Raw genomic sequence first — 22,199 nt, 5'->3', positions numbered from 1 at the left:
CTCGCAAGGTCTTAGGCTGGAAGACACCATCAGAAGTCTACCTGGGTAAAAAGTTGCACTTGAGTTGACAATTCGTCCGGTTAAAATGACCGGTGTCCTTGGGATAAAAACATGTTATGGTGTCCTAGACAGAATGAATTGAGACGCTGGGTCATGCTTGAAAAAAGGAGAATTCACAATGGGTGACTTGCTGTTTGGTCTTTTCACTGTCCTGGGTCTTGCCATTACGGCGATCATTGTCGCGGCGGCCGCGAAGTATCTCTTTAAGAAGTAACACGATCCCGGCGAGTGCAGCACGCACCCGCCGGCTTTTTGGTACAATGGGCCACGAAAGGGTGCGATACGATGAAAATTACAGTAGTGGGCGCCGGCGGCATGGGTAGCCGGTTCGCCTTGATGCTCCATCAGGCAGGCGTGGCCGTCACGCTGGTGGACGGCTGGCAGGCCAACATTGACGCGATCCGCCAAGCCGGTTTGCAGGCCGACTTCAACGGTCGGGCGGTCACGGCGCGGCTGCCGATCTACGCGCCAAGGGAGCTGGCCGACAGCGGCGTGCAGGCGGATCTGATCATCGCCTTCACCAAGTCCAACCAGCTGGCGGCGATGTTCAAGCAGTTGACGCCGATCATCCATGCCGACACCTACGTACTTTGTTTGCTCAACGGTATCGGGCACGAGGACGTGCTGGAAGAATTCGTGGCGAAGGATCATCTGTTGCTGGGCATCACGATGTGGACTGCCGGCATGACCGGGCCGGGGCACGTCAAGCTGCTGGGCCACGGGGAGGTGGAGCTGCAGAGCTTCGCGCCGGCCGGGGCCGCGTTTGCCGATCAGGTGGTCGCGCTGTTCAACCAGGCGGGGCTCAACGCGCGGCCGTCTGCGAACGTCAAGGCGTCCATCTGGCGCAAGGCCTGCGTCAATGGCACGCTCAACAGCCTGTGCGCGCTGCTTGACTGCAACATCGGGGCGCTGGGGCAAACGCGCGAGGCCGAACCGTTTTTGCGCGAGATCATCGCCGAGTTCGGCGCGGTGGCGCAGGCGGAAGGCGTGCCGCTGGACGTGGCTGAGGTGTACGACCATGTGGCGGCCACGTTCACGGCGGACATCGCGGTGCACTACCCGTCGATGCACCAGGACTTGGTGGTCAACCACCGGCTGACGGAGGTCGACTTCATCAACGGCGCCGTGGTGCGCAAGGGTCAAGCGCACGGCATTGCGACGCCGTACAACGCGATGCTGACGCAGCTGATCCACGCCAAGGAGCAGCTGATCGGGGCCAAATAAGGCGCCACGCGAGGGAAACCTCGCTTTTTTTTTCGGCTTTTTGCGGGTTGCATTCGGTCGCAGAATAAGCGACACTAGTTCTAATTATATTTTAATGGAGCGAGGGATGCGCATGAGTGATGCACTGGATTTTCGGACCGGCTTAAAAGAGGTCCTGCCGACTGTGTTCGGCTACATCGGTGTGGGGTTGGCCTTTGGCGTGGTCGCGCACACGGCCGGCATCAGCGTCTGGCTGGTGGTGGCGATGTCGTTGATCGTGTACGGCGGCTCGGTGCAGTTCGTGCTGGCCAGCATGCTGGCGGCCGGTAGCCCGCTGGGGGCGATGGTCGCCTCCGCGATCCTGATCCACGCGCGCATGAGCCTGATGAGCATGACTGTGGCGCCATACCTCAAGGACGAAAGTGCGGTGCAGAACGTTGCCATCGGGACGCTGTTGACCGATGAGACCTTTGCGCTGGCGATGAATAAGCTGAATCAAACCGACCACCGGCTGGCTCCGGCGTGGTTTCATGCGGCTAACCTGACCGCCTACCTCGTGTGGGCGGCCTCGACTGGCGTCGGCGCGCTGATCGGCACCCTGATCCCAGACGCTCAGGCGCTCGGGCTGGATTTTGCCGCCGTGGCCATGTTTATCGGGCTGCTGTATCTGTAAATGATCACCGATCGCACCAAGCCGCTGTTTCGCCACCTCGCCGTGGCCGCGTTCGTTGCCGTGGTGCTGTTCGGCTTGATGCGCTGGCTGCCCGGCACCACCGCGCTTTTGGTGGCGACCGTGCTCGGCTGCCTGTTTGGGATGGGGGTGGAGCGTCATGGCTGATTCACGCGTGCTTGCCGCCATCGTGGCCTGCGGGCTGGCGATGTGGGCGCTCAAAGTGATCCCGTTCCTGCTGGTGCGGCGCCTGCGCCTGCCCGCCTGGCTGCTGCAGTTTCTGAGCTTCGTGCCGGTGGCGATCCTGACCGCCATTTTCGTGGAAAACCTGTTGGTAGCGCGCCCCGGCAACTGGCCGGCCATTAACTGGCCCAACGCGCTCGCCTCGGTGCCGGCGCTGTTGACCGCGGTCATCACCAAGAGCCTGCTGGCGGTGGTCGTCGTGGGCGTGGTGGCGATGGCGGCGCTGCGGTTTTTGGGGTGGGCGTGAGCGCCGGCCAACAAAATCGTGGTTGAATGATCAGTTACTCTTAGATAAGATAATAGTCTATTACTTTCACTTTTGTTGGATGGATAATAGAGCTAATTATCAAAAGGAGTAGCTGTTGAATAATTATTTTATCAATAAACGACGAGCGATTGGCTTGATCACCGGCGGCATGCTCCTCAGCCTTGCAGGGTGCCAGACTGCGACTACCCCTGCGGTGACCGGGGCGACCCGGCTGACGGCGGTGGGGTACCAGGTGCCGCACACCGATCGGATCATGCCCAGCAGCGCCAAGGTGGAGTTGGCGTTCAGCGCGCCTGATCGGGTGGGGCAGGTGATCACGCGCTTCGTCATGAACGGCGGCGCGTACAGACGGGTGGAAGCGGCCACCGTTCAGCGGCGCGGTCAGGAGATCACCCTGACGATGACGGGCGAGTGCTTCGTGGCGTATTACAAGACTTGGGCCGCCATGTTGGCGTCGAAGCGGCCGCAGAAGGTTACCTATGCGCCGGCTAATGAGACGGCCCAGGCGGTTTATCACCTGCGCCCAACCGGCCACGGTCGGTATGCGGTTGAACTCAACCACACGCCGTGGGTATTCGAAAAAGCGTCGACGCTTGCGCGCCTGACTCCGCCCAAGCAGCTCTACGCGGCGTGGCGCGCGGCCCATGTGGCGGAGGCATAAGCGGATGGCGACTTGGCAAGACTACCGGGCGCAGACGACCGCGCTTCCGCAGCCAGTTTTGACGCGTATTGACACCCTTGCCCAACTGCATAGCGAGCGCGTGCGCCGTGGGGTGTCGCAGCGTGAGTTGGCCGCTCGAATCGGCATGTCGCAGCCTCAGCTGGCTAAGGTTGAACGGCTGGATTCGGTGCCTTCGTTCAAAACGCTGAATCGTTACGCAGCCGGCCTGGGGCTTAAGCTCAAGGTCATTGTGACCGCCTGATATGACAATCGCGACACCAAACAGGGCCTCAACGCATAACTGCGTCGGGGTCCTGTTTGGTGCGATCATTTTTAGTGCGGCCGCACTTCCTCGCGCAGTGCCCGAATGAAGGCTACCGCCAGCAGCACCGCGCTGACGCCGAGCTCGGCCACCGCAGGGGTGGTGGTGCTGGTGAGCGCGGCCCCAGCGTCCTGCGCGATGGTCACGGCGTACAGCTGCAGGGCGGTGTAGCCGAAGGTCAGGCTGATGCTCATGGTGGACAGCAGGTAGCGCCGGACGAACTGGTCTCGAATCAGGAGCAAAATGGTGAGCGCGGTCAGACTGAGGGTCAGACCAATGGGAAACACGGCAGCCACATCCCTTCGTTGGGTTGCCTGTAGTGTCGCATGATTCGCCCAAAGCCGCAACTTAGATAAACAAGCCGGTCGCCACCGCCGCGGCTGTCTGGTCCGGCGCCAGAGCGGTGACATGGCCGTCAGCCACCACGAGGATCTGATCGTAGTCGGCCATCGCGGCAAGCGGCACCCGGTGCTCCACCTCGATGATCGTGCCGGGGAGCTGGCGGATCACCGCGCTCACTGACGCGGCGCTTTTGGCATCGAGGCCGGACAGGCCCTCATCGATGATCGTCAGCGCGCGTTGGTGCAGCAGGGCACGGGCGATGTCGAGTTTTTTCAGCTCACCGCCCGAGAGCTGGCGGCCGCCTTCGCCGAGCCGCTCGTGCAGTTGTGCCGCAGTGGCCAGCTCCGCCAGGCCGGCCTGACGCAGGGCGGCCAGTAGCGCGGGCTCATCCGCGTTTTCGCCCAAGGTCAGGTTGAAGGCCAACGACTCGGAGAACACGCGCGGCGCTTGCGCCACATAGGCGATCTGGGCGAGATAGGCCGGGACACTGGCGGCGGCCACCGCGACGGTGCCGGCCGCCGGATTCGCCAGGCCGACCATCAAATCGATCAGTGTCGACTTGCCCGCGCCGGAGTTGCCGACCACCAAGGTGCGCGTGTGGGGTTGGATCGCCAAGTTGACGCCGGTTAAAATGGCGCGGTCCGCGGGCTGATAGCGCACGTTTTGCAGCGCGACGACCGGTCCGGCGCCCACCGCTTGCAACGCGGGTTCGGTAGCGGCCGGCGCGGTCAGCGTGGCGATCTCGTCGATCAGTGGCTGGGCGGCCACCAGCTGGCCATAGTAGTTGATGCTGCTGGCAACCGGGCTGACAATGCGGTCTGATGCGAGAAATACCGACAGCAGCGCCCCCACCGTGAGCTGGCCGCGCAGCACGAACACGGCACCGACCACGAACGGTAGGTACATCCCGATCAGCTCCAGCGTGGCGCTGAAGAACGTGATCACCGCCTGCATCACGCTGATGCGCACAGAGGCTGTTTGCTCTGCGTCCAGCACCTGCCGGCTGCGGGCGAGGAAGTAGGGCTGGCGCCCGTACACCAGGATCAGGCGCCGCGCCTGGAACGCCTCCGTGACCGCAGTGGTGTAGGAGGCATTGCGGGTGCTCCAAAGTTGGCTGGCGCGCTTCACCGGCTTCTTGGTCAGCAGTGGGATCGTCAGCGAGAGGAACGGGAACAGGATGAATAGCGTGGCGACCTGCCAGTTGATGCTGAAAATGTACAGCGTGGCGGCCGTGGCGAGCAGTAGCGAGTAGAGCATGTACACCAGCCCGATCACCGCGCTTTGCTCGATCTGTTTCACATCGCCGAACATCTTGGCCAGTAGCGTCGCGCTCTCGGTGCGGGCGGTGCGCGCGAGGCCCGCCTCCAGCAGCTGCTGGCGCAGTGTGGTGGTCGCGGCCTGGCGCAGTTTGGCCATGAAATACGTCATCAGGAAAAACGCCACGCGAATGACGATCAGCCCGATGGCCCCGATGAGCGCTGCGCGAATGACGCCGCTCATCGACCGGTGGGTGATGGCGTCGGTCACGCCACCGAGGGCGTAAGGGGTGACCACGCCTTCCAGCGCGGTCAGCGCCGCAAACAGGAGCGTCAGCGCGAGGAGGCGCTTGTTGATGAAGGGTTTTTGCAGCAGGGCTTTGATCATGGCATTGACCTCGTTGGGGTGACTGGCAGCTAAAATTATCCGGTGTGATGATCAGGAGATGGAATAAATCAATGATTCAATCGGACTCAGTATACCACGTTATGAGGATTTAATTAGAAATTTAGCAATGAAATAATTGCTCTAATGAAGCGTGAATAGATTTTTGAGGCGGTCGTTTGATGGCTTAATCGCCCTTATAGGAGATGATCTGTGACGTGATCGCGGAGACGAATCGTTGCTTTGAGTCAGCGGTGCGATTATGATAGGGTCATGAAAAATGATAAAGAAGTGAGCGATTTAACATGGCAGATGCAACCGGTCGTATTCAACCAACCTGATATGCGGTCGGGAAACTAGAAAGGGTATGGTGAACACCATAAGCAAAGCAGAACAGTTTCGGGTTGCTTCAATTGATTCAAAGACGGTCAATCTCCTGGATGAGAATGGTCGGCGGCTAAGCCTTGCACTGGCTAAACAGCTGACAAAGACGCTCGGTCGCTTGGTGGTCGGGGATATCGTGTTGGTGGCTGACGGTCAGGTCACACAGCGACAACCGCGTCAGAATGAACTCAGCAAGCAGCGCGGCACGACAAGCAAAAGTTTTCATCAAAAGGGTAAAGACCAGCTCGTCGCGGCCAACATTGACTTCGTTTTGATTACCATCGCCGCGGATCAGCGGTTTACACTGAGCATGGTTGATCGGTATGTGGCTTCTTTTAGTATTCCCAATGCGCGCTTAGCGATTCTGGTGACCAAGGCTGACGCGCCGGAAAGCCAGCGTATTTACGATCAGATTCGCGCGGCGCACCCCGAACTACAGGTGCTGCGAACGTCCATCTACGATCAGCACCTGCGGACCCGCTTCGGCCGCGCGTTCCCAGGGCAGAACACCTTTACGCTGTTAGGCGCCTCCGGAACGGGGAAGTCCACGCTGATCAACTATTTGGCGCAAACCGATCTGCAGACCACTAACCAGACGCGCACCGGCGACAACCGAGGGAAACACACAACGACTGCCAGCGCATTACTGCCGATCGCACCGTTTGGCTATTTGATCGACACGCCTGGCTTCAAAGTCATCAAGTCGGCAGACTTTGATCCGGACGTGGCATTTCCAGCCATTATTGAATTGGCCAAACAGTGTCAATTCAGCGACTGCCGGCACCTCAGCGAACCGGGGTGCGCCGTCCGCCAGGCGGTTGACGCGGGCGCCCTTGACCCGGCGGTGCTCCTGCGATATCAGAACCTGATGCGAGAGGCTCAGCTGGATCAACGCCGCCATCGGTAGGTTGTGACGTTGTGTGAATGCCTTAAACAGAGAGAGGACCCAGCGGCTTATCGGCCGCTGGGTCCTCTCTCTGCTTGGATCACGCTTACGCCTTGCTCGCCACCGTCAGGAGCACGTCCCCCGCTGCCAAGATCGTGTTGATATTGACGGGGATCTGCGTACGGCCGTCACGGATCAGGGCGAGCACCTCGACGTTGGCGGTGCGGCGAATGTTGGCCTCGGCCAGGGTCTTGCCGATCCAGCTGGGGTCAGGGTGGCGCTCGGTGATGTCGACGCCGTCGATCTGGTCGAAGACGTCCAGGATGCTGGCGTTGATCAGGCTCTTGGCGATTTTGGCGCCCATTTCGACTTCGGGCAACACGACCTGGTCGGCGCCGATGCGCGTGAGGATTTTGGCCTGGCGCGGGTCCAGCGCCTTGACGACCACGCGCTTGCAGCCGAGCTCCTTGGCGAGCATGGTGCCCATGACGCTGGACTCGAAGTCTTCACCCATGGCAAACACCACAACGTCAAAGTGTTCCAGCGCGATGCGGCGCAGGAATTCGGGGTCGCTGGCATCCCCGGCCACGGCCTGGTCGACCCGGTCGGCGACGGCTTCGACGCGCGCGAGGTTGCGGTCGGCGGCGAGGATCTCGACATCGGTGCGGGCGAGGTGTTCCACGATACTGGTGCCGAAGCGGCCGAGGCCGAAGACGGCAAATGAGTGGGCTTGGGTAGTTTGCATAAGGGCCTCCTTGGGGCTTAGCCGACGATGACGGCTTCTTCTGGGTACGTGAGGGTGTGCGGGTGCGCGTCCAGGCGCGTGTTCAGCGCCACGGCGATGGTGAGCGGCGACAGGCGGCCGATGAACATGCACAAGGCGATGATCACCTTGCCCACCGGGGTCAAAAACGGCGTCATGCCGGTGGTCAGGCCGACCGTGCCGGCCGCGCTGGTGGTTTCAAAGATCAGGTCCAGGAGCTTGGGGTGAAACGCGTTGGCGGTTTCGGAAAAATGCAGCCCGATGACGGCCACGGTGACCACCAGCCCCAGCGTGCCGACAATGGCCAGCGCCTTCTGGAGCACGGCCAAGGGCAGGCGGCGGTTGAAGATCACCAAGTCCGCGTGCCCGCGCAGCGCCGACAGCACGGCGGCGCCCAGCACCGCCAGCGTGATGGTTTTGATCCCACCGGCCGTCCCGGCCGGCGAGCCGCCGATGAACATCAGGGCAGCGGCGACGAGCTTGGTCAGCTCACCCAGCCCGTTTTGGTCGACGGTCAAGAAGCCCGCGGTGCGTAGCGTGACAGACTCGAACGCCGCGGCCAGCCACTTGTGCGGCGTGTCCAGGCTACCGAGCGTCTCGGGGTTGCCCCACTCGAGCAGCGCCACCAGCAGCGTCCCGACCGCAAACAGGGTGAGGCTGGTCCAGCAGACGAGCTTCGTGTGCACGGACAGGTGACGCAGGCGCTGGCGCCACGGCCGGCGATTTTCAACCAAGTGCTTGAGCTCGTGGAGCACCACGAAGCCCAAGCCGCCGAGCGTGATCAGCGCCATGAGGGTCAGGTTGAGCCACCAGCTGCCGGCGAACTCGGTCAGCGAGTTGACGCCGACGATGTCGAAGCCGGCGTTGCAAAACGCGGAGATGGCGTGAAACACGCCGTACCACGCGGCCTCGCCGAGCGTGTAGCCGCGGTCGGCCTGCAGGAAGCCGATCGTCAGAAGCACCGCACCGGCGCCTTCGATCACCGCCGTGTACTTGAGCACCTGTAGCACGAGGCGCGTCATGCCGCCTAGCGCCTGCGCGTTGAACATCGTCTGAATGGTCATGCGCTGCCGTAGCCCGATGCGCCGGCGAAAAATGATCAGGGTGCCGGTCACCACTGTGATGAAGCCGATCCCGCCCAGCTGGATCAAGGCGAGGATGACGAGCTGACCGAACAGCGTCCAGTGTTGCATGGTGTTGACCACCACCAGCCCGGTCACGCAGTTGGCGGACGTGGCGGTGAACAAGGCGTTGAGCCACCCGATCGACTGCCCGTCCTGGCTGGCCCACGGTAGGTTCAATAGGACCGTGCCCACGGCAATCATGGCGGCAAAGCTGAGGAGGATCGCCTGCGGGGCGGACAGGCGCCAGTGTGCGTTTTTCATTGCGAGCCTTCCTTTGAGGTTGATTACTTCCACTTTAGCAAACTCGCCCGGTGAATCAAAGGGCGCGGGGCATACAATTGGCGTAACGAATGGGCGGCGACTTGCTCGGTGGGCAAGTGCTTGGGTGGGGGGCTTAATCCTCCGCCCCAAGCCGGATTTCGCCGCCATCCGCTTGCCAAAAAATTAGCGCTCCCGTAAAATGAGATTATTAAGATTGATGGCGAACAACGCCAAATAAATGATAAAAGGATGATGGTATATGGACGATCCCGCTGAGCAGAGGCCGATGACCCATGAGGAGGTTGCCTCACTGCAGGAAGAATTGAAGGTGCCGGACCTGGACGCTGGGCTGACCAGCGAGGAGGCCGCCACCCGACTGGCCCGAGACGGGCGCAACACCCTGGAGTCGCACACCACCCCCAAGTGGGTCATCTTCATCCGCCAATTCAATAATCTGATCATCTACATCCTGATTGGGGCAGCGATCATGACCACCCTTATGGGGCACATGACCGACACTGTCATCATCGGCTTGGTGATCGTGATTAACGCGGTGATTGGGTACTATCAGGAAGCCAATGCGTCCAACGCGCTGGCCAAAATTCAACAGATGCTGGCCCAAACCGCGACCGTTTACCGCGATGGCCAGCGCATCGACGTCGACACCGCGGACCTCGTGGTGGGGGACGTCGTGTTCCTTGAGGCCGGGGACAATGTGCCCGCCGACCTCAGGCTGTTTGACGTGGACAACCTGGCGATCCAGGAGTCCGCTTTGACCGGGGAAAGCGACTCGGTCGAAAAAGACATCGAAGCGCTGCCGGCCGAGACGCCGATGGCCGAGCAGCGCAACATGGCCTTCGCTTCCACCGCCGTGGCCTCGGGCTCGGGGATGGGGCTGGTGGTCGCCACCGGGACCCACACCGAGATCGGGAAGATCTCCCAGGCCGTGGCCGATGTGCGCACCGGCAAGACGCCGATGATGCGCGAGCTCGACGGGCTGGGCGCGGGGCTGTCCTATGGGATCCTCGCCGCTGCCGTTGTGCTGTTCTTGCTGGGGCTGTGGTCCGGCCACTACACGCTGGGCACCCTGGCGCTGGCCGTGGTGACCATGATCGTCGGTTCCATGCCGGAAGGGCTGCCCGCGACCACTGCGGTCGTCCTGGCCCGCGGCATGCAGGAGCTGATGAAGGCGCACACCATCGTCAAGACGATGCCCGGGGTGGAGACCTTGGGCTCCGTTGACATCATCGCCACGGACAAAACCGGGACGCTGACGAAAAACGAGATGACGATCACCACCATCATCACGCCGGCGCATACGTACGACGTGACCGGCACCGGCTACGCGCCGGAAGGTCACTTCGAGCTGGCCGGCGAAACCGTTGACCTGGCCGCGCACGCGGATCTGGCCGACCTGCTGGAAGCCGGGTACGAGGCCAACGACACGACGCTGGCCGAGATCGATGGGGTCTACCAGATCAACGGGGAGCCGACCGACGGGGCCTTTTTGACCGCGTACCACAAGGGGTACGAAGAGGCCCCAGCCAATGAAGAGCTGGACATGCTGCCGTTTGACTCCGACTACCGCTTCATGGCCAAGCTCGTGGTCCGGCCGGACGGCACCCGCCAGATCTTCCTCAAAGGCTCACCGGATAAGGTGCTGCCGATGGCGCAGGCCGCCGACCTGGACTTTGATCAGGCCCACTACCTGGCGCTGACCAAGCAGTACTCCCAGCACGGTCAGCGCGTCATCGCCGTGGCGACCCGCGTGGTGCCGGCTGACGTGGCCGAGATCGACGTTGATTTTTGCCAGACGGGGATGACCTTCCTCGGCTTGGCGGCCATCATCGACCCACCGCGCGAGGAAGTCATTCAGTCGATCCGCACCATGCGCCGCGCTGGCGTCAAGGTGCGCATGATCACCGGGGACAACCCCGACACGGCGCTGGCGATCGCCACCAAGCTCGGCCTGGCCGAGCAGCCGCACGTGGTCACCGGCACGCAGCTGGCCGCGATGAACGACCGCGACCGCACGCAGGCGATGGTGTCTGCGGACGTGTTTGCTCGCACCACGCCGGCCGACAAGCTCGCCATCATCACTGCCTTGCAGGACGCGGGCAACGTGACGGCGATGGTCGGCGATGGGGTCAACGACGCGCCGGCTTTGAAAAAGGCCGACATTGGGGTGGCCATGGGCCGCGCCGGCACCGACGTCGCCAAGGACGCCGCCGACATGATTCTGACCGACGACAAGTTCACGACCATGGAGCGCGCCATCGCCCAGGGCCGCCGGATTTACGACAATATCAAAAAGAGTATCCTGTTTCTGCTACCGACCAGTTTTGCCGAAGGACTGGTCATCGCCTTCACCATTTTGACCCAAGACGACATGCCGCTGAACGCCAGCCAGATGCTGTGGATCAACATGGTGTCGGCCATCACGATTCAGCTGGCCTTCATCTTCGAACCGGCCGAGGACGGCATCATGACCCGGCCACCGCGGCCCAATGGCGCCAGCATGCTGAACAAGCACGACGTCTTCCAGATGATCTACGTCTCGATCATGATCTCCGGCCTGGGCCTGCTCGCCCACGACTACCTGCTGGACAACGGCTTCGTGGATGCGGCCACGGCCTCCACGATGATGGTCAACATCATCATCCTGGGCAAAGTCTTCTACCTTTTCAACATTCGCACCCACGCCTTGGCGTTCTCCAAGCAGCTGTTCACCAACCCGATGGCCTTCGTCATCATCGGGGGCATGATGCTCCTGCAGTTCGCCCTGACCTACGTGCCGTTCATGCAAAACGTCTTCGTGACCGCGCCGATGTCCCTGCGCGAGTGGGGGATCGCGGTGGCGGTCGGCTTCATCACCCTGGTGGTGACTGAGGCAGACAAGCTGATCCGCATGGGCCTGCATAAGTACGCGTTCAAGCGGGGCGCCTGATCAACTGGACCAATTTTGGCCAAAACGCGCGATGTGTCTGGGAAAGCCTTCCCCCATCGCGCGTTTTAGCGTATTATCTTAGCGAGGAGTGTGACTAAATCATGTTAACCAGTGCCCAACGCCAGTCCCAAATGAAATCGACGCTCAGCGACCACGAGGCCCCCATGACCGCCAGCCAGTTTGCCAAGCACTTCGGCGTCAGCCGCCAGACCATCGTCGGCGACATCGCACTCATGCGCGCGCAAGGGGAGGCCATCATCGCCACCCCCCAAGGCTACCAGTACGAGCGTCCCAGCGCCCACTCGGTCGTCATCGTCTGCCGCCACACGCCCGAAGAGGCCGCCGATGAAATGACCACCATCGTCGACAACGGCGGCACCCTGCTGGACGTGGTGGTGGACCACCCCATCTACGGCCAGCTGCGTGGCCAGCTGCAAGTCAAGACCCGCACCGACGTGAACCTCTTCGTCGGCCGCGTCAAGCAGCACGAAGGCCACCTGCTTTCCGAGCTGACCGGTGGCGTGCACCTGCACACCATCGCGTTCGACACCCCCGAACAGCTCAAAGCCATCAAGGACGCGCTGCGGGGGAAAGGGTATTTGTTTGAATAACCCAGAGCGAAACATGCGTGCCGGCGAAGCCTGAACGCCACCGGAGTTCGGCGCAGCCGGACGGAGGCGAAGCGCACTTAGCAGGCTGGCTAGCCTAGAGTGTGTTTTAAATTTCCGGACTCCGGTCCAGCCCGTGACGTTTCCAGCTCCGGCGGGTGGCGGCGGAACGCGTGGGGCTCTCCCGAGCCAAAGGGCGGTCTCGAGACCCGCCCTTGCTGTAAGCCGGCAAAGATCGCCAGCTAACAGCAATTTCACGCTGGCTCGCCACCCGCCTCCGCTTCCAGCGTCACGGGCTGAACCTCCGTCCTCTGATTGCGAACATCTCAGATATCCGGTGAAATGGCTATGTTTGCGTAGCTAGACATGACTGCGTTGCTTTGTGTCGCTCGTAAGCACGTCCAGCTGTGGAGCGAGGCGAAGCCGAACGGAAGCAACGCCCTGCTGCGGATCGAGGCAAAAAATCCGTTATCGAAGGCACTCAGGGCCCCCTATAGGAAGCTTGCGTTTGTACTTAGGCGTGAGTGGCAGGATGGCTTAGCACCGATCCGCGCCGTACACTAAGCCGACTACTTCCTAGTAAAACTATTGGCAAACCAACAACCTCCCTTAACGTTGAGCTTTAACGTCAAGGGTGGTTTTTTTCGGATGGGGGAGCTGAATCTTCGTGACAAATTGCACAGAATTTCAGCAAATCAATTGACATTTCGCTGAAAATCCCAGACAATATGAGGCGACAAGGTGTCAAGACACGTCAATTGAGGATTTTTGGAGGAAAACTATGTCACCCGCTAAGACCACTGAACCAACCAGTCTCGCGCATCACGCTCGCCTGATCACCGGCGTCGGGGTCGCTTGGCTGTTCGATGCGATGGACGTCGGCATGCTGTCGTTCATCATCGCCGCTGTTGCCCCGGAATGGCACCTGGATGCCGTTCAGATGGGCTGGATCGGAAGCGTCAGCTCGATCGGCATGGCCATCGGGGCTGTGCTGTTCGGCATGATGGCCGACCGCGTGGGCCGCAAGCTGGTCCTGATCATCACGCTGCTCGTCTTCTCCCTCGGCTCCGCGCTTTCCGCGCTGGCGACCGGCTATGCCATGTTCATGGGCCTGCGCCTCTTGATCGGCGCGGGGCTGGGCGGGGAGCTGCCCGTTGCGTCCACGCTGGTGTCTGAAAGCGTGGCGGTCGAGCACCGCGGCCGCAGCATTGTGCTGCTGGAAAGCTTCTGGGCGGCCGGTTGGCTGCTGGCGGCGGTCATCTCCTACTTCGTCATCCCGACCTGGGGCTGGCGCGTGGCGATGGTGCTGACGGGGCTGACGGCCTTGTACGCGCTGTACTTCCGTGAAGGCGTCAAGGAGTCGCCGGCCTACCTCGCCAACGCGCACCGCAAGCCGAGCCTTTGGCAGGCGCTGACCGACATCTGGCAGGCCAAGTACCGCAAGGCCACGATCATGCTGTGGACGGTTTGGTTCATGGTCGTGTTCTCTTACTACGGCATGTTCTTGTGGTTGCCAAGCGTGATGGTCCTGAAAGGGTACTCCATGATCCACAGCTTCGGCTACGTGCTTATCATGACGCTGGCCCAACTGCCGGGGTACTTCGTGGCTGCATGGCTGATTGAAAAATGGGGCCGTAAGCTCGTCCTCGCCACGTTTTTGGCGGGCACGGCACTGGCTGCCTTGGGCTTTGGCTTGGCGACCAGCCTGCCGCTGTTGATGGCGTCCGGGATGTTGCTGTCATTCTTCAACCTGGGCGCGTGGGGCGCGCTGTACGCGTACTCCCCTGAGCAGTACCCGGCCGTCATCCGCTCCAGTGGCTCCGGCCTTTCCGCCGGCGTCGGGCGCATCGGCGGGATCGTCGGCCCGTTGTTGGTTGGTAGCCTCGTGGCCAAACAGGTCAGCTTCGGCTGGATCTTCGGCATCTTCACCGCGGCGATCCTGATCGCCGTGGTGGCGGTCTTGGCCCTTGGGCGCGAGACGATGGGCGAGGACCTGGATTAAGCGGGTTACAGACGGTGCAAAAGACGCCGTGGTAGTACACGACGTCTTCCCGGACTTTTTCAGTTCTCACAGTCCCGTTTTAAGAACGGTGGCATTTTCGAACGCAAACTAAGCCGCGTCTACTTGCGAAGTTGAGCGCGGTTTTAGTTTGCTCATTTTTCTCGGTAGCGACCGAGCTCGCGCATCGCTTTCAACCAAGTCTGGCATTTTTGTCAACAAATTACGGCTATGTTATACTGTGGGTGTACAAAAAGACGCCGTGCTGGTAACACGCCGTCTTCTCGGAACTTTTCAGTTCTCGCAGTACCGTTCTAAGGACGGTGGCATTGACGAACGCAAACTAAACCGCGTCCCTATGCGAAGGTAGGCGCGGTTTTAGTTTGCTCATTTTTCTCGGTAACGACCGAGTTCGCGCATCAGTTGCCGCATTGCTTTCAGCAACGCGGTGATCGCTTTGACCAGAGCCGTTAGACCCACGATCGCCGCAATCAGTAAGCTGATACCCGGTAAAAGTTGCGCTGCGGACAGCGTAACTGCGAACAAACGTGTACCTCCTTTCATCAGAGTTTGGGGTCATGAACCTCGCGTTCATGGGCCTCACCTTCTTTCGATTGGTTGGTACCACCGCTCATAGCACTTCCTGCTAGCGCTTAGTATACCAAGTAAATGCTTTTCCGCCCAGAAACGCTGTGTGCCGGATGAGAAGGGGCTGGCCTTGAAGCAAGGAAGCGGCACCGTACGGGCGAACAGGGGCACCGCGCGCTGGTCGCGATTCTCATCATTCACAGGCAAGCCAATCACTGGACAAAACAATCGCGCCTGCTTACGCTGTGTTCATCACCGTTAGTAGGCATGTTGCTGGATCGAAGCTTTGTGAGGAGGGATGCCATGATTAAGCTAATCGCAGGGAACCTCGTGTCGCTTGGGCTGGTCATCTGGGTCGTGTACGAGATCTTTCGCTCCAAGCGAATCAATCGGGAACTCGCGTTGACGACGCTCGTCTTATTACTCGTTCTCGGGGTGATCGTGAACCAGTTGCCGATGAAGACCGGACTGAACTGGTACCTGTTAAGCCTGGCTGCCGGACTGGGTGGCCTGTACGTGATTGCGCGGAATCTTTGAAGTTGATATTGGCAAGCAGTCGGCTGACGCTGGCTGCTTTTTTGAGTTGAAAGGGATTGCTTAGTGAACTATAATTCTTGCCAATTAGAATCAGAGTAGGTGGATGGCGAGTGCCGAGGAGGCTTGAATGATGGAAAGAAAACTAAGTGAGGCAGAACTGCAAAAATGGCTTCGTGAGCGCAAGCAGGAGCGTTTGACCCTCTGGGTATCAGCTGTCGTCACCGCGGTGATGTTTGTCGCCGCCTGCTATATGGGCAACCTTTTCACGTACTGGTTTAGATTTGGACCGGCCCTCTTCGTCTTGGTGGCGCTTGAGGACACGCTCGTCACCTACCATCAACGCAGGCGTCACGGAATCCAGCGCGGTGAGGGGCGCAACGACGGCGCCTTTCGGTATATGCATGGGTAAAGGCACTCGGCAGGGGGCGGCGCTGGCCACGAGAAGTATGACAACTGAAAAGCATCCAGATTAGAGATTGAATCCCAAACTGGATGCTTTTTTGCGGCTATTATGGTGGTAGAAAGACAATTGGTGGGTTAAAATCCCGCAAAAGTGGGGGGCTACGCTAATCGATGATCCGCTGGCAACGTCAGTCGGTCCGCCTCGGTGATCGGCCGCACGACCTTGCAGGGACTGCCCACGGCGATGACGCCGGCGGGAATGTCGCGGGTGACGACGCTACCGGCCCCGATAATGCTACCGGCGCCGATCGTGACGCCGCCCAGCACCACGACGTTGGCGCCGAGCCACACGTTATCTTCGAGCGTGATCGGGGCGGAGTAGCCGATGCCGGCTGCGCGCTGGTCGGCCAAGGCGGCGTGACCCGGACAGGCGAGGCAGACGTTGGGCGCGATGAAGACACCGTCCCCCAGGTGTACCGGGCTGGTGTCCAGCACGCTGCAGTTGTAGTTCATCACTAAAAGGCCGTGGCTGTAAATGTTGAAGCCGTAGTCGCAGTGAAATGTCGGCTCGATGAAGGTTTGGGCGGTGCTGGTGCCTAGCAGCTGGGTCAGCAGCGCGCGCCGTTCGTCCGCCGCATCGGGGCGGGTCTGGTTGTATTCCCAGCACAGCGTTTTGGCGGTGCGCTGAAGGGCGGGCGGAATGTCGAATTGGTTGGACCAGTAGGCGGTGTCGCGGGTCATGAAGTCGGGAATGGTTGTCATCAGGGGCCTCCAGGTAGGGTTTAGGGTTATCATAGGCGTCTGGCCGCCCCGCCGTCAACGCGCCGCGCGGGCCGATGTGGTAGAATGGTTAAGAATTCTTTAACCCTAGCACGCAGCGCCTAGGCGCCATGTGAAAGTGAGCGAAAAATTGTGAAAAAACTCTTGGCCCGGATCAAGTTACCGGCCTTTCTAGAAGACGTGCGACTGCGCTGGATCGTTGCCATCATGGGCGGTCTGGCGTTGATCGACGTGGTCGTTGCCGCGTTCATCCGGCCGTGGCTAGCGTTGGTCCTTTTCGTGTTCCTCGTCGGCTTGATGATCGCGACCTTCTTTGCGCTGGCTCGCATTACCGACAACACCACGCGCTACATCTCTAACCTTGCGTACCGCATCAAGCGCGGGGAGCAGGAAGCTCTGATCAAGATGCCGGTGGGGATCTTGATCTACAATGAGCAGCTCGAGATCGAGTGGGCGAACCCCTACCTCCAGCAGTACTTCGGTGATGCCGAGCTGCTTGGCCAGTCGCTGAGCACGGTCGACCCCGACCTCGCGAAGCTGATCGCCGCCAATCAAGACGACAGCACCCTGCGCACGATCACGTGGGGCGCGCACGAGTTCGAGATGACGATTCAAAAAAGCATCGGCGTCGTCTACTTGATGGACATCACGCGCTACGCCAAGATCGAAAAGGCGGCGATGGGGCGGCGGCTGGCGATCGGTCAGGTGTTCCTCGATAACTACGACGAGATCACTCAGACGATGGATGACCAAACCGTCACTAACCTGAACAGCTACGTCACCAACACGATGAGCCACTGGGCGGCCGAGTTTGACATGTTCGTCAAGCGCGTGGCGGCCGATCGCTTCATCCTGATCAGCTACGTGGACTCGCTGCTGGCAGTCGAGCAGAACAAGTTCAAGATCCTCGACACCATCCGCGAGCAGACCTCCAAGCAAAACTTCCCGCTGACGCTGTCCATCGGGATCGCATACGGCGAGGATGACCTTTCCCAGCTGGCGGTCACCAGCCAGTCCAACCTGGACCTGGCGCTGGGCCGCGGCGGGGACCAAGTCGTCGTCCGGGAAAAAGGCGCGCAGGCGCGTTTTTACGGCGGCAAAACCAATCCGATGGAAAAGCGCACCCGCGTTCGCGCGCGCATGATCGCCCAGGCCCTGCAGGAGCTGTTCAAGCAGACGGACAAGGTTTTCGTTGTCGGCCACGCGCGCCCGGATATGGACGCGATCGGGGCTGGGCTGGGCATTCGGCGCATCGCGCAGATGAACGGCAAGGACTGCTATGTGGTCGTTGACCCGACCAACCTGCACACCGACGTGGAGCGCCTGATGACGGCGGTGGGACAGGATCCCGAGATCGCCAACGCCGTGGTCACCCCCGAGGCGGCGCTGGCCCAGGCCACCGATAAGAGCCTGCTGATCCTGGTGGACCACTCCAAGGCCTCCATCACAGCAGCCCCCGCGCTGTACCAAAAGCTGTCGGCGCGCACGGTCATCATTGACCACCACCGCCGCGGCGAGGAGTTCCCCGAAAACCCGATGCTCGTCTACATCGAGCCGTACGCCAGCTCAACGTGTGAGCTGATCACCGAGATGTTCGAGTACCAGCCGACTGGCGCACCGGCCCTCAATAAGCTGGAGGCCACCGCGATGCTGGCCGGTATCACCGTGGACACCAAGAACTTCTCCCTACGCACCGGCACCCGCACGTTTGACGCGGCCAGCTACCTGCGCAGTAACGGCGCGGACGGCCTGATGACCCAGAACCTGCTGAAGGAAAACATCGGCAACTACATCCAAAAGAATCACCTCATCGACACAATTGAAATGATCGCGCCAAGTATGGCATTATGTACTGGTGAAGAAGCGAAGCTGTACGATCCGGTGATCGCGGCCCAGGCGGCCGACACCCTGCTTCAGCTGGACGGCATCGACGCGAGTTTTGTCATCACTCGCCGCACCCAGGATTCGGTCGGCATCTCCGCGCGCAGCCTCGGGGATGTCAACGTGCAGCGCGTGATGGAGGAGCTCGGCGGCGGCGGCCACCTCAGCAATGCCGCGACCCAGATCAGTGGGCACACGGTGCAGGAAGTGCGTGAGATGCTTGAGCAGGCGATCGCGGCCGCCCAGGATTAGAAGAAAGAAGGATTAACATGAAAGTGATTTTTACCCAAGATGTCCGCGGCAAAGGCAAGCGCGGCGAAGTCAAGGAAGTCCCAGACGGCTACGGCCAGAACTTCCTGATCAAAACCGGTAAGGCCAAGCCTGCCACACCGCAGGCCATGAGCGCCCTGCGCGGTCAGCAAAAGCTGGAAGCCAAGAAGGAGGCTGAAGCCAAAGCCGCCGCGGAAACCCTTAAGGCCCAGCTCGAAGATGACAAAACCGTCGTGCAGATCCAAAGCAAGGCCGGTGAGGATTCCCGCCTGTTCGGCTCCATCCCGTCCAAGCAGATCGCCCAGGCGCTGGAGAAGCAGTACCAGATCAAGGTCGACAAGCGCAAGATGGACCTGCCAGAGCCGATCAAGGCGCTCGGCTACCGCAACGTCAAGGTGACCCTGTACCCGGGGGTTGAGGCCAATATTCGCGTGCATATTACCGAGCAGAAATAAATCACGAGCGGTTGTTGCGGACACAGCACAACCGCTTTTTTGATGCAGTCGCGCCCGTTGCGCCAACCGGTCAAATCTACTACACTATATAGGATGCAACGCAAACCACAGGAGGGTGACCCATGGACAATCAGATCAGGCGCATGCCGCCGGCGAACATTGAAGCAGAACAAGCCGTCCTTGGGGGCATTTTTCTCACGCCCAACACCCTGATCGATGCGGCCGAGTACCTGATGGAAGGCGACTTCTACAAGCGCGCCCACCAGCTGGTGTTCCACGCGATGAACGAGCTGTCCGACCGTGGCGACGCCATCGATCCGCTGACCGTGTCCGAGTACCTCGATGGGCACAACCAGCTTGACGACATCGGCGGCATGCCGTACCTGATCGTGCTGGCCGACGCCGTGCCGACCGCGGCTAACGTCGTCTACTATGCCAAAATCGTGGCGGAAAAGGCGCAGCTGCGCCGGCTGATCGAAGCCTCTGAGAAAATCATCCAGCAGGCCTACGACGAGCAGTCCGATGTGCCGGGGCTGGTGGAAAACGCCGAGTCGTCCATCATGGCGGTCAGCGATGGTAGCAACCGGTCCGGTTTTCGCCCGATCAAAGAAGTCCTTAACACCACGATGGAAGAGATCGACAAACTCTACCAGAATGATCAGGAGATCACCGGCCTGCCGACCGGCTTCAAGGACCTCGATAAAATTACCACCGGCCTGCACGAAGACGAGCTGATCATCCTTGCCGCGCGCCCGGCGGTTGGGAAAACAGCTTTTGTGCTGAACATCGCACAGAACGTCGGCACCAAGACTGGCAAGACGGTCGCCATGTTTTCCCTGGAAATGGGCGCCGAGTCCCTCGTCAACCGCATGCTGTGCGCCGAGGGAAGCATCGACGCCGGCCACCTGCGCACCGGCCAGCTCAGCGAGGAGGAGTGGCAACACCTCATCATCGCCATGGGCAGCCTGAGCCAGGCCAGCATTTACATCGATGACACCCCCGGCGTCCGCGTCGCCCAGATCCGCTCTCAGTGCCTTAAGCTGCAAAAAGAGCACGAGCACACCGACAGTCCGCTGGGTCTGGTCGTCATCGATTACCTGCAGCTGATCGAAGGCTCCGGTCAGGAAAGTCGCCAGCAGGAAGTCAGCGCGATTTCCCGCCAGCTCAAAAAGCTGGCCAAGGAACTGCACTGCCCTGTGATTGCGCTGTCCCAGCTGTCCCGTGGCGTTGAGCAGCGTCAGGACAAGCGGCCGGTGCTGTCTGACATTCGTGAATCCGGCTCGATCGAGCAGGATGCCGACATCGTGGCGTTCTTGTACCGTGACGACTACTACCGTGACCCCGATGGCGACGGCGAAGACGAAAACGACCACTCGGAGGACGACGAAAACGTCGGCCCCGTGGAAGTCATCATCGAAAAGAACCGTTCCGGCGCGCGCGGCACCGTCAAGCTGCTGTTCGTGAAGTCCTACAACAAGTTCAGCTCGATCGCATACGTGCCGGGACAGTAGAACCAGAGCGAAGCAAAGCGCACTTAGCAGGTCAGCTAGCCTAGCCTAGCCGAGGCGCTTGGGGCGTTCTCGGCCCCAAGTGACTTGGCGTAGCTAGATGCACCTGCGTTGCTTTGCGTAGCTCGACGAAGACCGGAAAGAAGTAAGCACGCACCACTATATTTCCCGGGCAATACAAAAACTAGAAGGAGGATGCGCCTTGGATGCCATCCTAATGAGTCTTATGGCGGCGCTGAACGAGCAGCTGCTGATCAATGTGTACCAACGCGACACCGAGGATTTTTATACGGGGTACGTGCAGGTGCTGGGCAAAACCAGTGTCGTGCTGTCGACGTACAACGATGCCGGTTTGGCGGATGGGTCCGTCCTCATCAGCTTCACCGCCATTGACCAGGTCGAATTTGCTGGCGATGACCTCGATGATATGACATTTCGCATCGAAGTCGCAGAAGACCGGCACTTCATCGCGCTGCCTGCGCCCGCGCACCCGTATGCGTTCGACCCGACCCGTGACCTGATCGGTCAGCTCGCGGCGCAGGCGCACCAAAGCCAGGAGGTGATCCTGGTGATGCTGGCCGATGATGACGCCTACCTTGAAGGCCAGGTCACCGCGGTGGCGGCAGACCGGTTCACGCTGGCGGTGTTCAACAAGTTCAATTACACGGACGTGCGCTATTTGCAGGTCGATTTCACGGACGTGCTCGTCATCGAGTTCCAGGGCCTGGAGCTGCACTTGGAAACCACCGTGGTGCAAAACCGTGATCAGCTGCAGCACGTGCGCACCGACATTCACCAAAATGACGGGCAGTTGGCGGCCATTTTAAGTGACGCGCAGGTCAGCGGGCAGCTGGTGGCGGTGATGCCGCAGGGCAACGCCGCGCAGTTTTACGTCGGCCGGGTGCTGGCGGTCAACCCAACGGTCGTTGTCCTGCAGCTGCGGGATATGGCCGGCCAGTTCGGTGGGTACGTGGTCTTGCGGCTGACCGGCCTGCAAAGCGTGACGTTGGCGAGCGACTACTTGCAAACTATCGGCGCGTACACGGCGTGGATGACGGCGCACCACCTGGAGAAACAGCCGGTGCTGAACGCCGACCGCGAGTTCGACGCTGGGTCCGACCTTTTCGTCAGCCTGGTCGGCGAGGCTGCGGCGTTCGACCGCGTGATCCGCGTGCGCACCAAGGAGGCCGGCGCGCAGTACATGGGCGTGCCGCGCAACGTGACCGGCACGACCTTCGTGATGCATGCTGATGACACGGACGAGGACGAGACGCTGAGCTTCGGCGCCGTGCAGGAGCTCGCGTTCGGGCACGTCTACGCATACCTGCAAGAGGCGCGCCTGCACAGCGGTCGTTAGAATTCGGCTATTTCAATGAAAAAGAAAACCCGAGCGATT

Annotated in this window: 20 protein-coding genes and 1 pseudogene; 15 read left to right on the top strand and 6 right to left on the bottom strand. The window is 60.7% G+C overall.

Translation table 11 applies throughout. The features are described from left to right. The first annotated feature begins 345 nt into the window (after positions 1-345). The 5 genes and pseudogenes from EKM88_RS11205 to EKM88_RS11185 all read left to right on the top strand — a co-directional run bounded on the left by EKM88_RS11205 (position 346) and on the right by EKM88_RS11185 (position 3,367). A complete protein-coding gene (locus tag EKM88_RS11205; protein WP_125706229.1) occupies positions 346-1,284 on the top strand; it encodes a 2-dehydropantoate 2-reductase in 939 nt (312 codons plus the stop codon). Between the two features lie 112 nt (positions 1,285-1,396). Next, positions 1,397-2,101: pseudogene (locus EKM88_RS11200) on the top strand (AzlC family ABC transporter permease). Continuing rightward, the gene (locus EKM88_RS11195) at positions 2,094-2,423 is read left to right on the top strand and encodes an AzlD domain-containing protein (RefSeq protein WP_125706227.1); all 330 of its coding nucleotides are present in this window, start codon (positions 2,094-2,096) and stop codon (positions 2,421-2,423) included. Before EKM88_RS11200 ends, EKM88_RS11195 begins: the two are co-directional and overlap by 8 nt. A 115-nt stretch (positions 2,424-2,538) precedes the next feature. Further along, on the top strand, positions 2,539-3,105 hold the full coding sequence (locus EKM88_RS11190; RefSeq protein ID WP_125706225.1) for a hypothetical protein: 567 nt from the start codon (positions 2,539-2,541) through the stop codon (positions 3,103-3,105). A 4-nt stretch (positions 3,106-3,109) separates the two neighbouring features. Beyond that, entirely contained in the window at positions 3,110-3,367 is a 258-nt protein-coding gene (locus tag EKM88_RS11185; protein WP_125706222.1) for a helix-turn-helix domain-containing protein, read from the top strand. A gap of 71 nt (positions 3,368-3,438) precedes the next feature. Here the strand turns inward: EKM88_RS11185 and EKM88_RS11180 are convergent, their stop codons facing one another. Beyond that, positions 3,439-3,714, bottom strand: a complete 276-nt coding sequence (locus EKM88_RS11180; protein ID WP_125706220.1) for a hypothetical protein — start codon at positions 3,712-3,714, stop codon at positions 3,439-3,441. Positions 3,715-3,775: 61 nt separating this feature from the next. Next, positions 3,776-5,413, bottom strand: a complete 1,638-nt coding sequence (locus EKM88_RS11175; protein ID WP_125706218.1) for an ATP-binding cassette domain-containing protein — start codon at positions 5,411-5,413, stop codon at positions 3,776-3,778. A 364-nt stretch (positions 5,414-5,777) separates the two neighbouring features. Here EKM88_RS11175 and rsgA point away from each other — a divergent pair, with 364 nt between their 5' ends. Further along, complete coding sequence (rsgA, locus tag EKM88_RS11170; RefSeq protein WP_125706216.1) at positions 5,778-6,701, top strand: ribosome small subunit-dependent GTPase A; 924 nt, start codon at positions 5,778-5,780, stop codon at positions 6,699-6,701. 85 nt (positions 6,702-6,786) lie between these two features. On the opposite strand, the gene EKM88_RS11165 is transcribed toward rsgA, so the two are convergent. Then, entirely contained in the window at positions 6,787-7,425 is a 639-nt protein-coding gene (locus EKM88_RS11165; RefSeq protein WP_125706214.1) for a potassium channel family protein, read from the bottom strand. Positions 7,426-7,442: 17 nt separating this feature from the next. After that, entirely contained in the window at positions 7,443-8,828 is a 1,386-nt protein-coding gene (locus EKM88_RS11160; RefSeq protein WP_164512090.1) for a TrkH family potassium uptake protein, read from the bottom strand. Between the two features lie 259 nt (positions 8,829-9,087). On the opposite strand from EKM88_RS11160, the gene EKM88_RS11155 reads away from it, so the two are divergent. The 3 genes from EKM88_RS11155 to EKM88_RS11145 all read left to right on the top strand — a co-directional run bounded on the left by EKM88_RS11155 (position 9,088) and on the right by EKM88_RS11145 (position 14,385). Further along, positions 9,088-11,775 (top strand): HAD-IC family P-type ATPase, encoded by a 2,688-nt coding sequence (locus tag EKM88_RS11155; RefSeq protein ID WP_125706210.1) that lies wholly within the window; start codon positions 9,088-9,090, stop codon positions 11,773-11,775. Positions 11,776-11,876: 101 nt separating this feature from the next. Continuing rightward, positions 11,877-12,386, top strand: a complete 510-nt coding sequence (locus EKM88_RS11150; protein WP_125706208.1) for a transcription repressor NadR — start codon at positions 11,877-11,879, stop codon at positions 12,384-12,386. 778 nt (positions 12,387-13,164) lie between these two features. Further along, entirely contained in the window at positions 13,165-14,385 is a 1,221-nt protein-coding gene (locus tag EKM88_RS11145) for an MFS transporter (protein WP_125706206.1), read from the top strand. A gap of 384 nt (positions 14,386-14,769) precedes the next feature. Here the strand turns inward: EKM88_RS11145 and EKM88_RS13350 are convergent, their stop codons facing one another. Beyond that, positions 14,770-14,928, bottom strand: coding sequence for a hypothetical protein (locus EKM88_RS13350; protein ID WP_164512089.1), 159 nt, complete (start codon positions 14,926-14,928; stop codon positions 14,770-14,772). A gap of 345 nt (positions 14,929-15,273) precedes the next feature. Here EKM88_RS13350 and EKM88_RS11140 point away from each other — a divergent pair, with 345 nt between their 5' ends. Together EKM88_RS11140 and EKM88_RS11135 are read left to right on the top strand one after the other, a co-directional pair. Further along, positions 15,274-15,507, top strand: coding sequence for a hypothetical protein (locus EKM88_RS11140; RefSeq protein ID WP_125706204.1), 234 nt, complete (start codon positions 15,274-15,276; stop codon positions 15,505-15,507). A 127-nt stretch (positions 15,508-15,634) separates the two neighbouring features. Then, on the top strand, positions 15,635-15,916 hold the full coding sequence (locus EKM88_RS11135; protein WP_125706202.1) for a hypothetical protein: 282 nt from the start codon (positions 15,635-15,637) through the stop codon (positions 15,914-15,916). A gap of 152 nt (positions 15,917-16,068) precedes the next feature. On the opposite strand, the gene EKM88_RS11130 is transcribed toward EKM88_RS11135, so the two are convergent. Continuing rightward, positions 16,069-16,671, bottom strand: coding sequence for a sugar O-acetyltransferase (locus tag EKM88_RS11130; RefSeq protein ID WP_225418475.1), 603 nt, complete (start codon positions 16,669-16,671; stop codon positions 16,069-16,071). A gap of 150 nt (positions 16,672-16,821) precedes the next feature. Here EKM88_RS11130 and EKM88_RS11125 point away from each other — a divergent pair, with 150 nt between their 5' ends. From EKM88_RS11125 to EKM88_RS11110, 4 genes are all read left to right on the top strand, one after another. After that, positions 16,822-18,822, top strand: coding sequence for a DHH family phosphoesterase (locus EKM88_RS11125; RefSeq protein WP_125706200.1), 2,001 nt, complete (start codon positions 16,822-16,824; stop codon positions 18,820-18,822). Positions 18,823-18,839: 17 nt separating this feature from the next. Further along, positions 18,840-19,295: a 50S ribosomal protein L9 gene (gene rplI, locus EKM88_RS11120; protein WP_125706198.1), complete on the top strand. Its 456-nt coding sequence runs from the start codon at positions 18,840-18,842 to the stop codon at positions 19,293-19,295. A 122-nt stretch (positions 19,296-19,417) separates the two neighbouring features. Further along, entirely contained in the window at positions 19,418-20,806 is a 1,389-nt protein-coding gene (gene dnaB / locus EKM88_RS11115) for a replicative DNA helicase (RefSeq protein ID WP_125706196.1), read from the top strand. 199 nt (positions 20,807-21,005) lie between these two features. Further along, a complete protein-coding gene (locus tag EKM88_RS11110; protein ID WP_125706194.1) occupies positions 21,006-22,160 on the top strand; it encodes a hypothetical protein in 1,155 nt (384 codons plus the stop codon). Positions 22,161-22,199 lie beyond the last annotated feature (39 nt).

Origin of the sequence: Lacticaseibacillus daqingensis (assembly GCF_003946115.1) — a bacterium.
GTDB classification, from domain to species: domain Bacteria; phylum Bacillota; class Bacilli; order Lactobacillales; family Lactobacillaceae; genus Lacticaseibacillus; species Lacticaseibacillus daqingensis.
This window is presented reverse-complemented; position numbering and strand designations above follow the sequence as displayed.

Coding starts and splice junctions, on each gene's coding strand:
- EKM88_RS11205 (WP_125706229.1), top strand. CDS start 346: ATGAAAATTACAGTAGTGGGCGCCGGCGGCATGGGTAGCCGGTTCGCC.
- EKM88_RS11195 (WP_125706227.1), top strand. CDS start 2,094: ATGGCTGATTCACGCGTGCTTGCCGCCATCGTGGCCTGCGGGCTGGCG.
- EKM88_RS11185 (WP_125706222.1), top strand. CDS start 3,110: ATGGCGACTTGGCAAGACTACCGGGCGCAGACGACCGCGCTTCCGCAG.
- EKM88_RS11175 (WP_125706218.1), bottom strand. CDS start 5,413: ATGATCAAAGCCCTGCTGCAAAAACCCTTCATCAACAAGCGCCTCCTC.
- rsgA (WP_125706216.1), top strand. CDS start 5,778: ATGGTGAACACCATAAGCAAAGCAGAACAGTTTCGGGTTGCTTCAATT.
- EKM88_RS11165 (WP_125706214.1), bottom strand. CDS start 7,425: ATGCAAACTACCCAAGCCCACTCATTTGCCGTCTTCGGCCTCGGCCGC.
- EKM88_RS11160 (WP_164512090.1), bottom strand. CDS start 8,828: ATGAAAAACGCACACTGGCGCCTGTCCGCCCCGCAGGCGATCCTCCTC.
- EKM88_RS11155 (WP_125706210.1), top strand. CDS start 9,088: ATGGACGATCCCGCTGAGCAGAGGCCGATGACCCATGAGGAGGTTGCC.
- EKM88_RS11150 (WP_125706208.1), top strand. CDS start 11,877: ATGTTAACCAGTGCCCAACGCCAGTCCCAAATGAAATCGACGCTCAGC.
- EKM88_RS11145 (WP_125706206.1), top strand. CDS start 13,165: ATGTCACCCGCTAAGACCACTGAACCAACCAGTCTCGCGCATCACGCT.
- EKM88_RS11140 (WP_125706204.1), top strand. CDS start 15,274: ATGATTAAGCTAATCGCAGGGAACCTCGTGTCGCTTGGGCTGGTCATC.
- EKM88_RS11135 (WP_125706202.1), top strand. CDS start 15,635: ATGATGGAAAGAAAACTAAGTGAGGCAGAACTGCAAAAATGGCTTCGT.
- EKM88_RS11130 (WP_225418475.1), bottom strand. CDS start 16,671: ATGACAACCATTCCCGACTTCATGACCCGCGACACCGCCTACTGGTCC.
- rplI (WP_125706198.1), top strand. CDS start 18,840: ATGAAAGTGATTTTTACCCAAGATGTCCGCGGCAAAGGCAAGCGCGGC.
- dnaB (WP_125706196.1), top strand. CDS start 19,418: ATGGACAATCAGATCAGGCGCATGCCGCCGGCGAACATTGAAGCAGAA.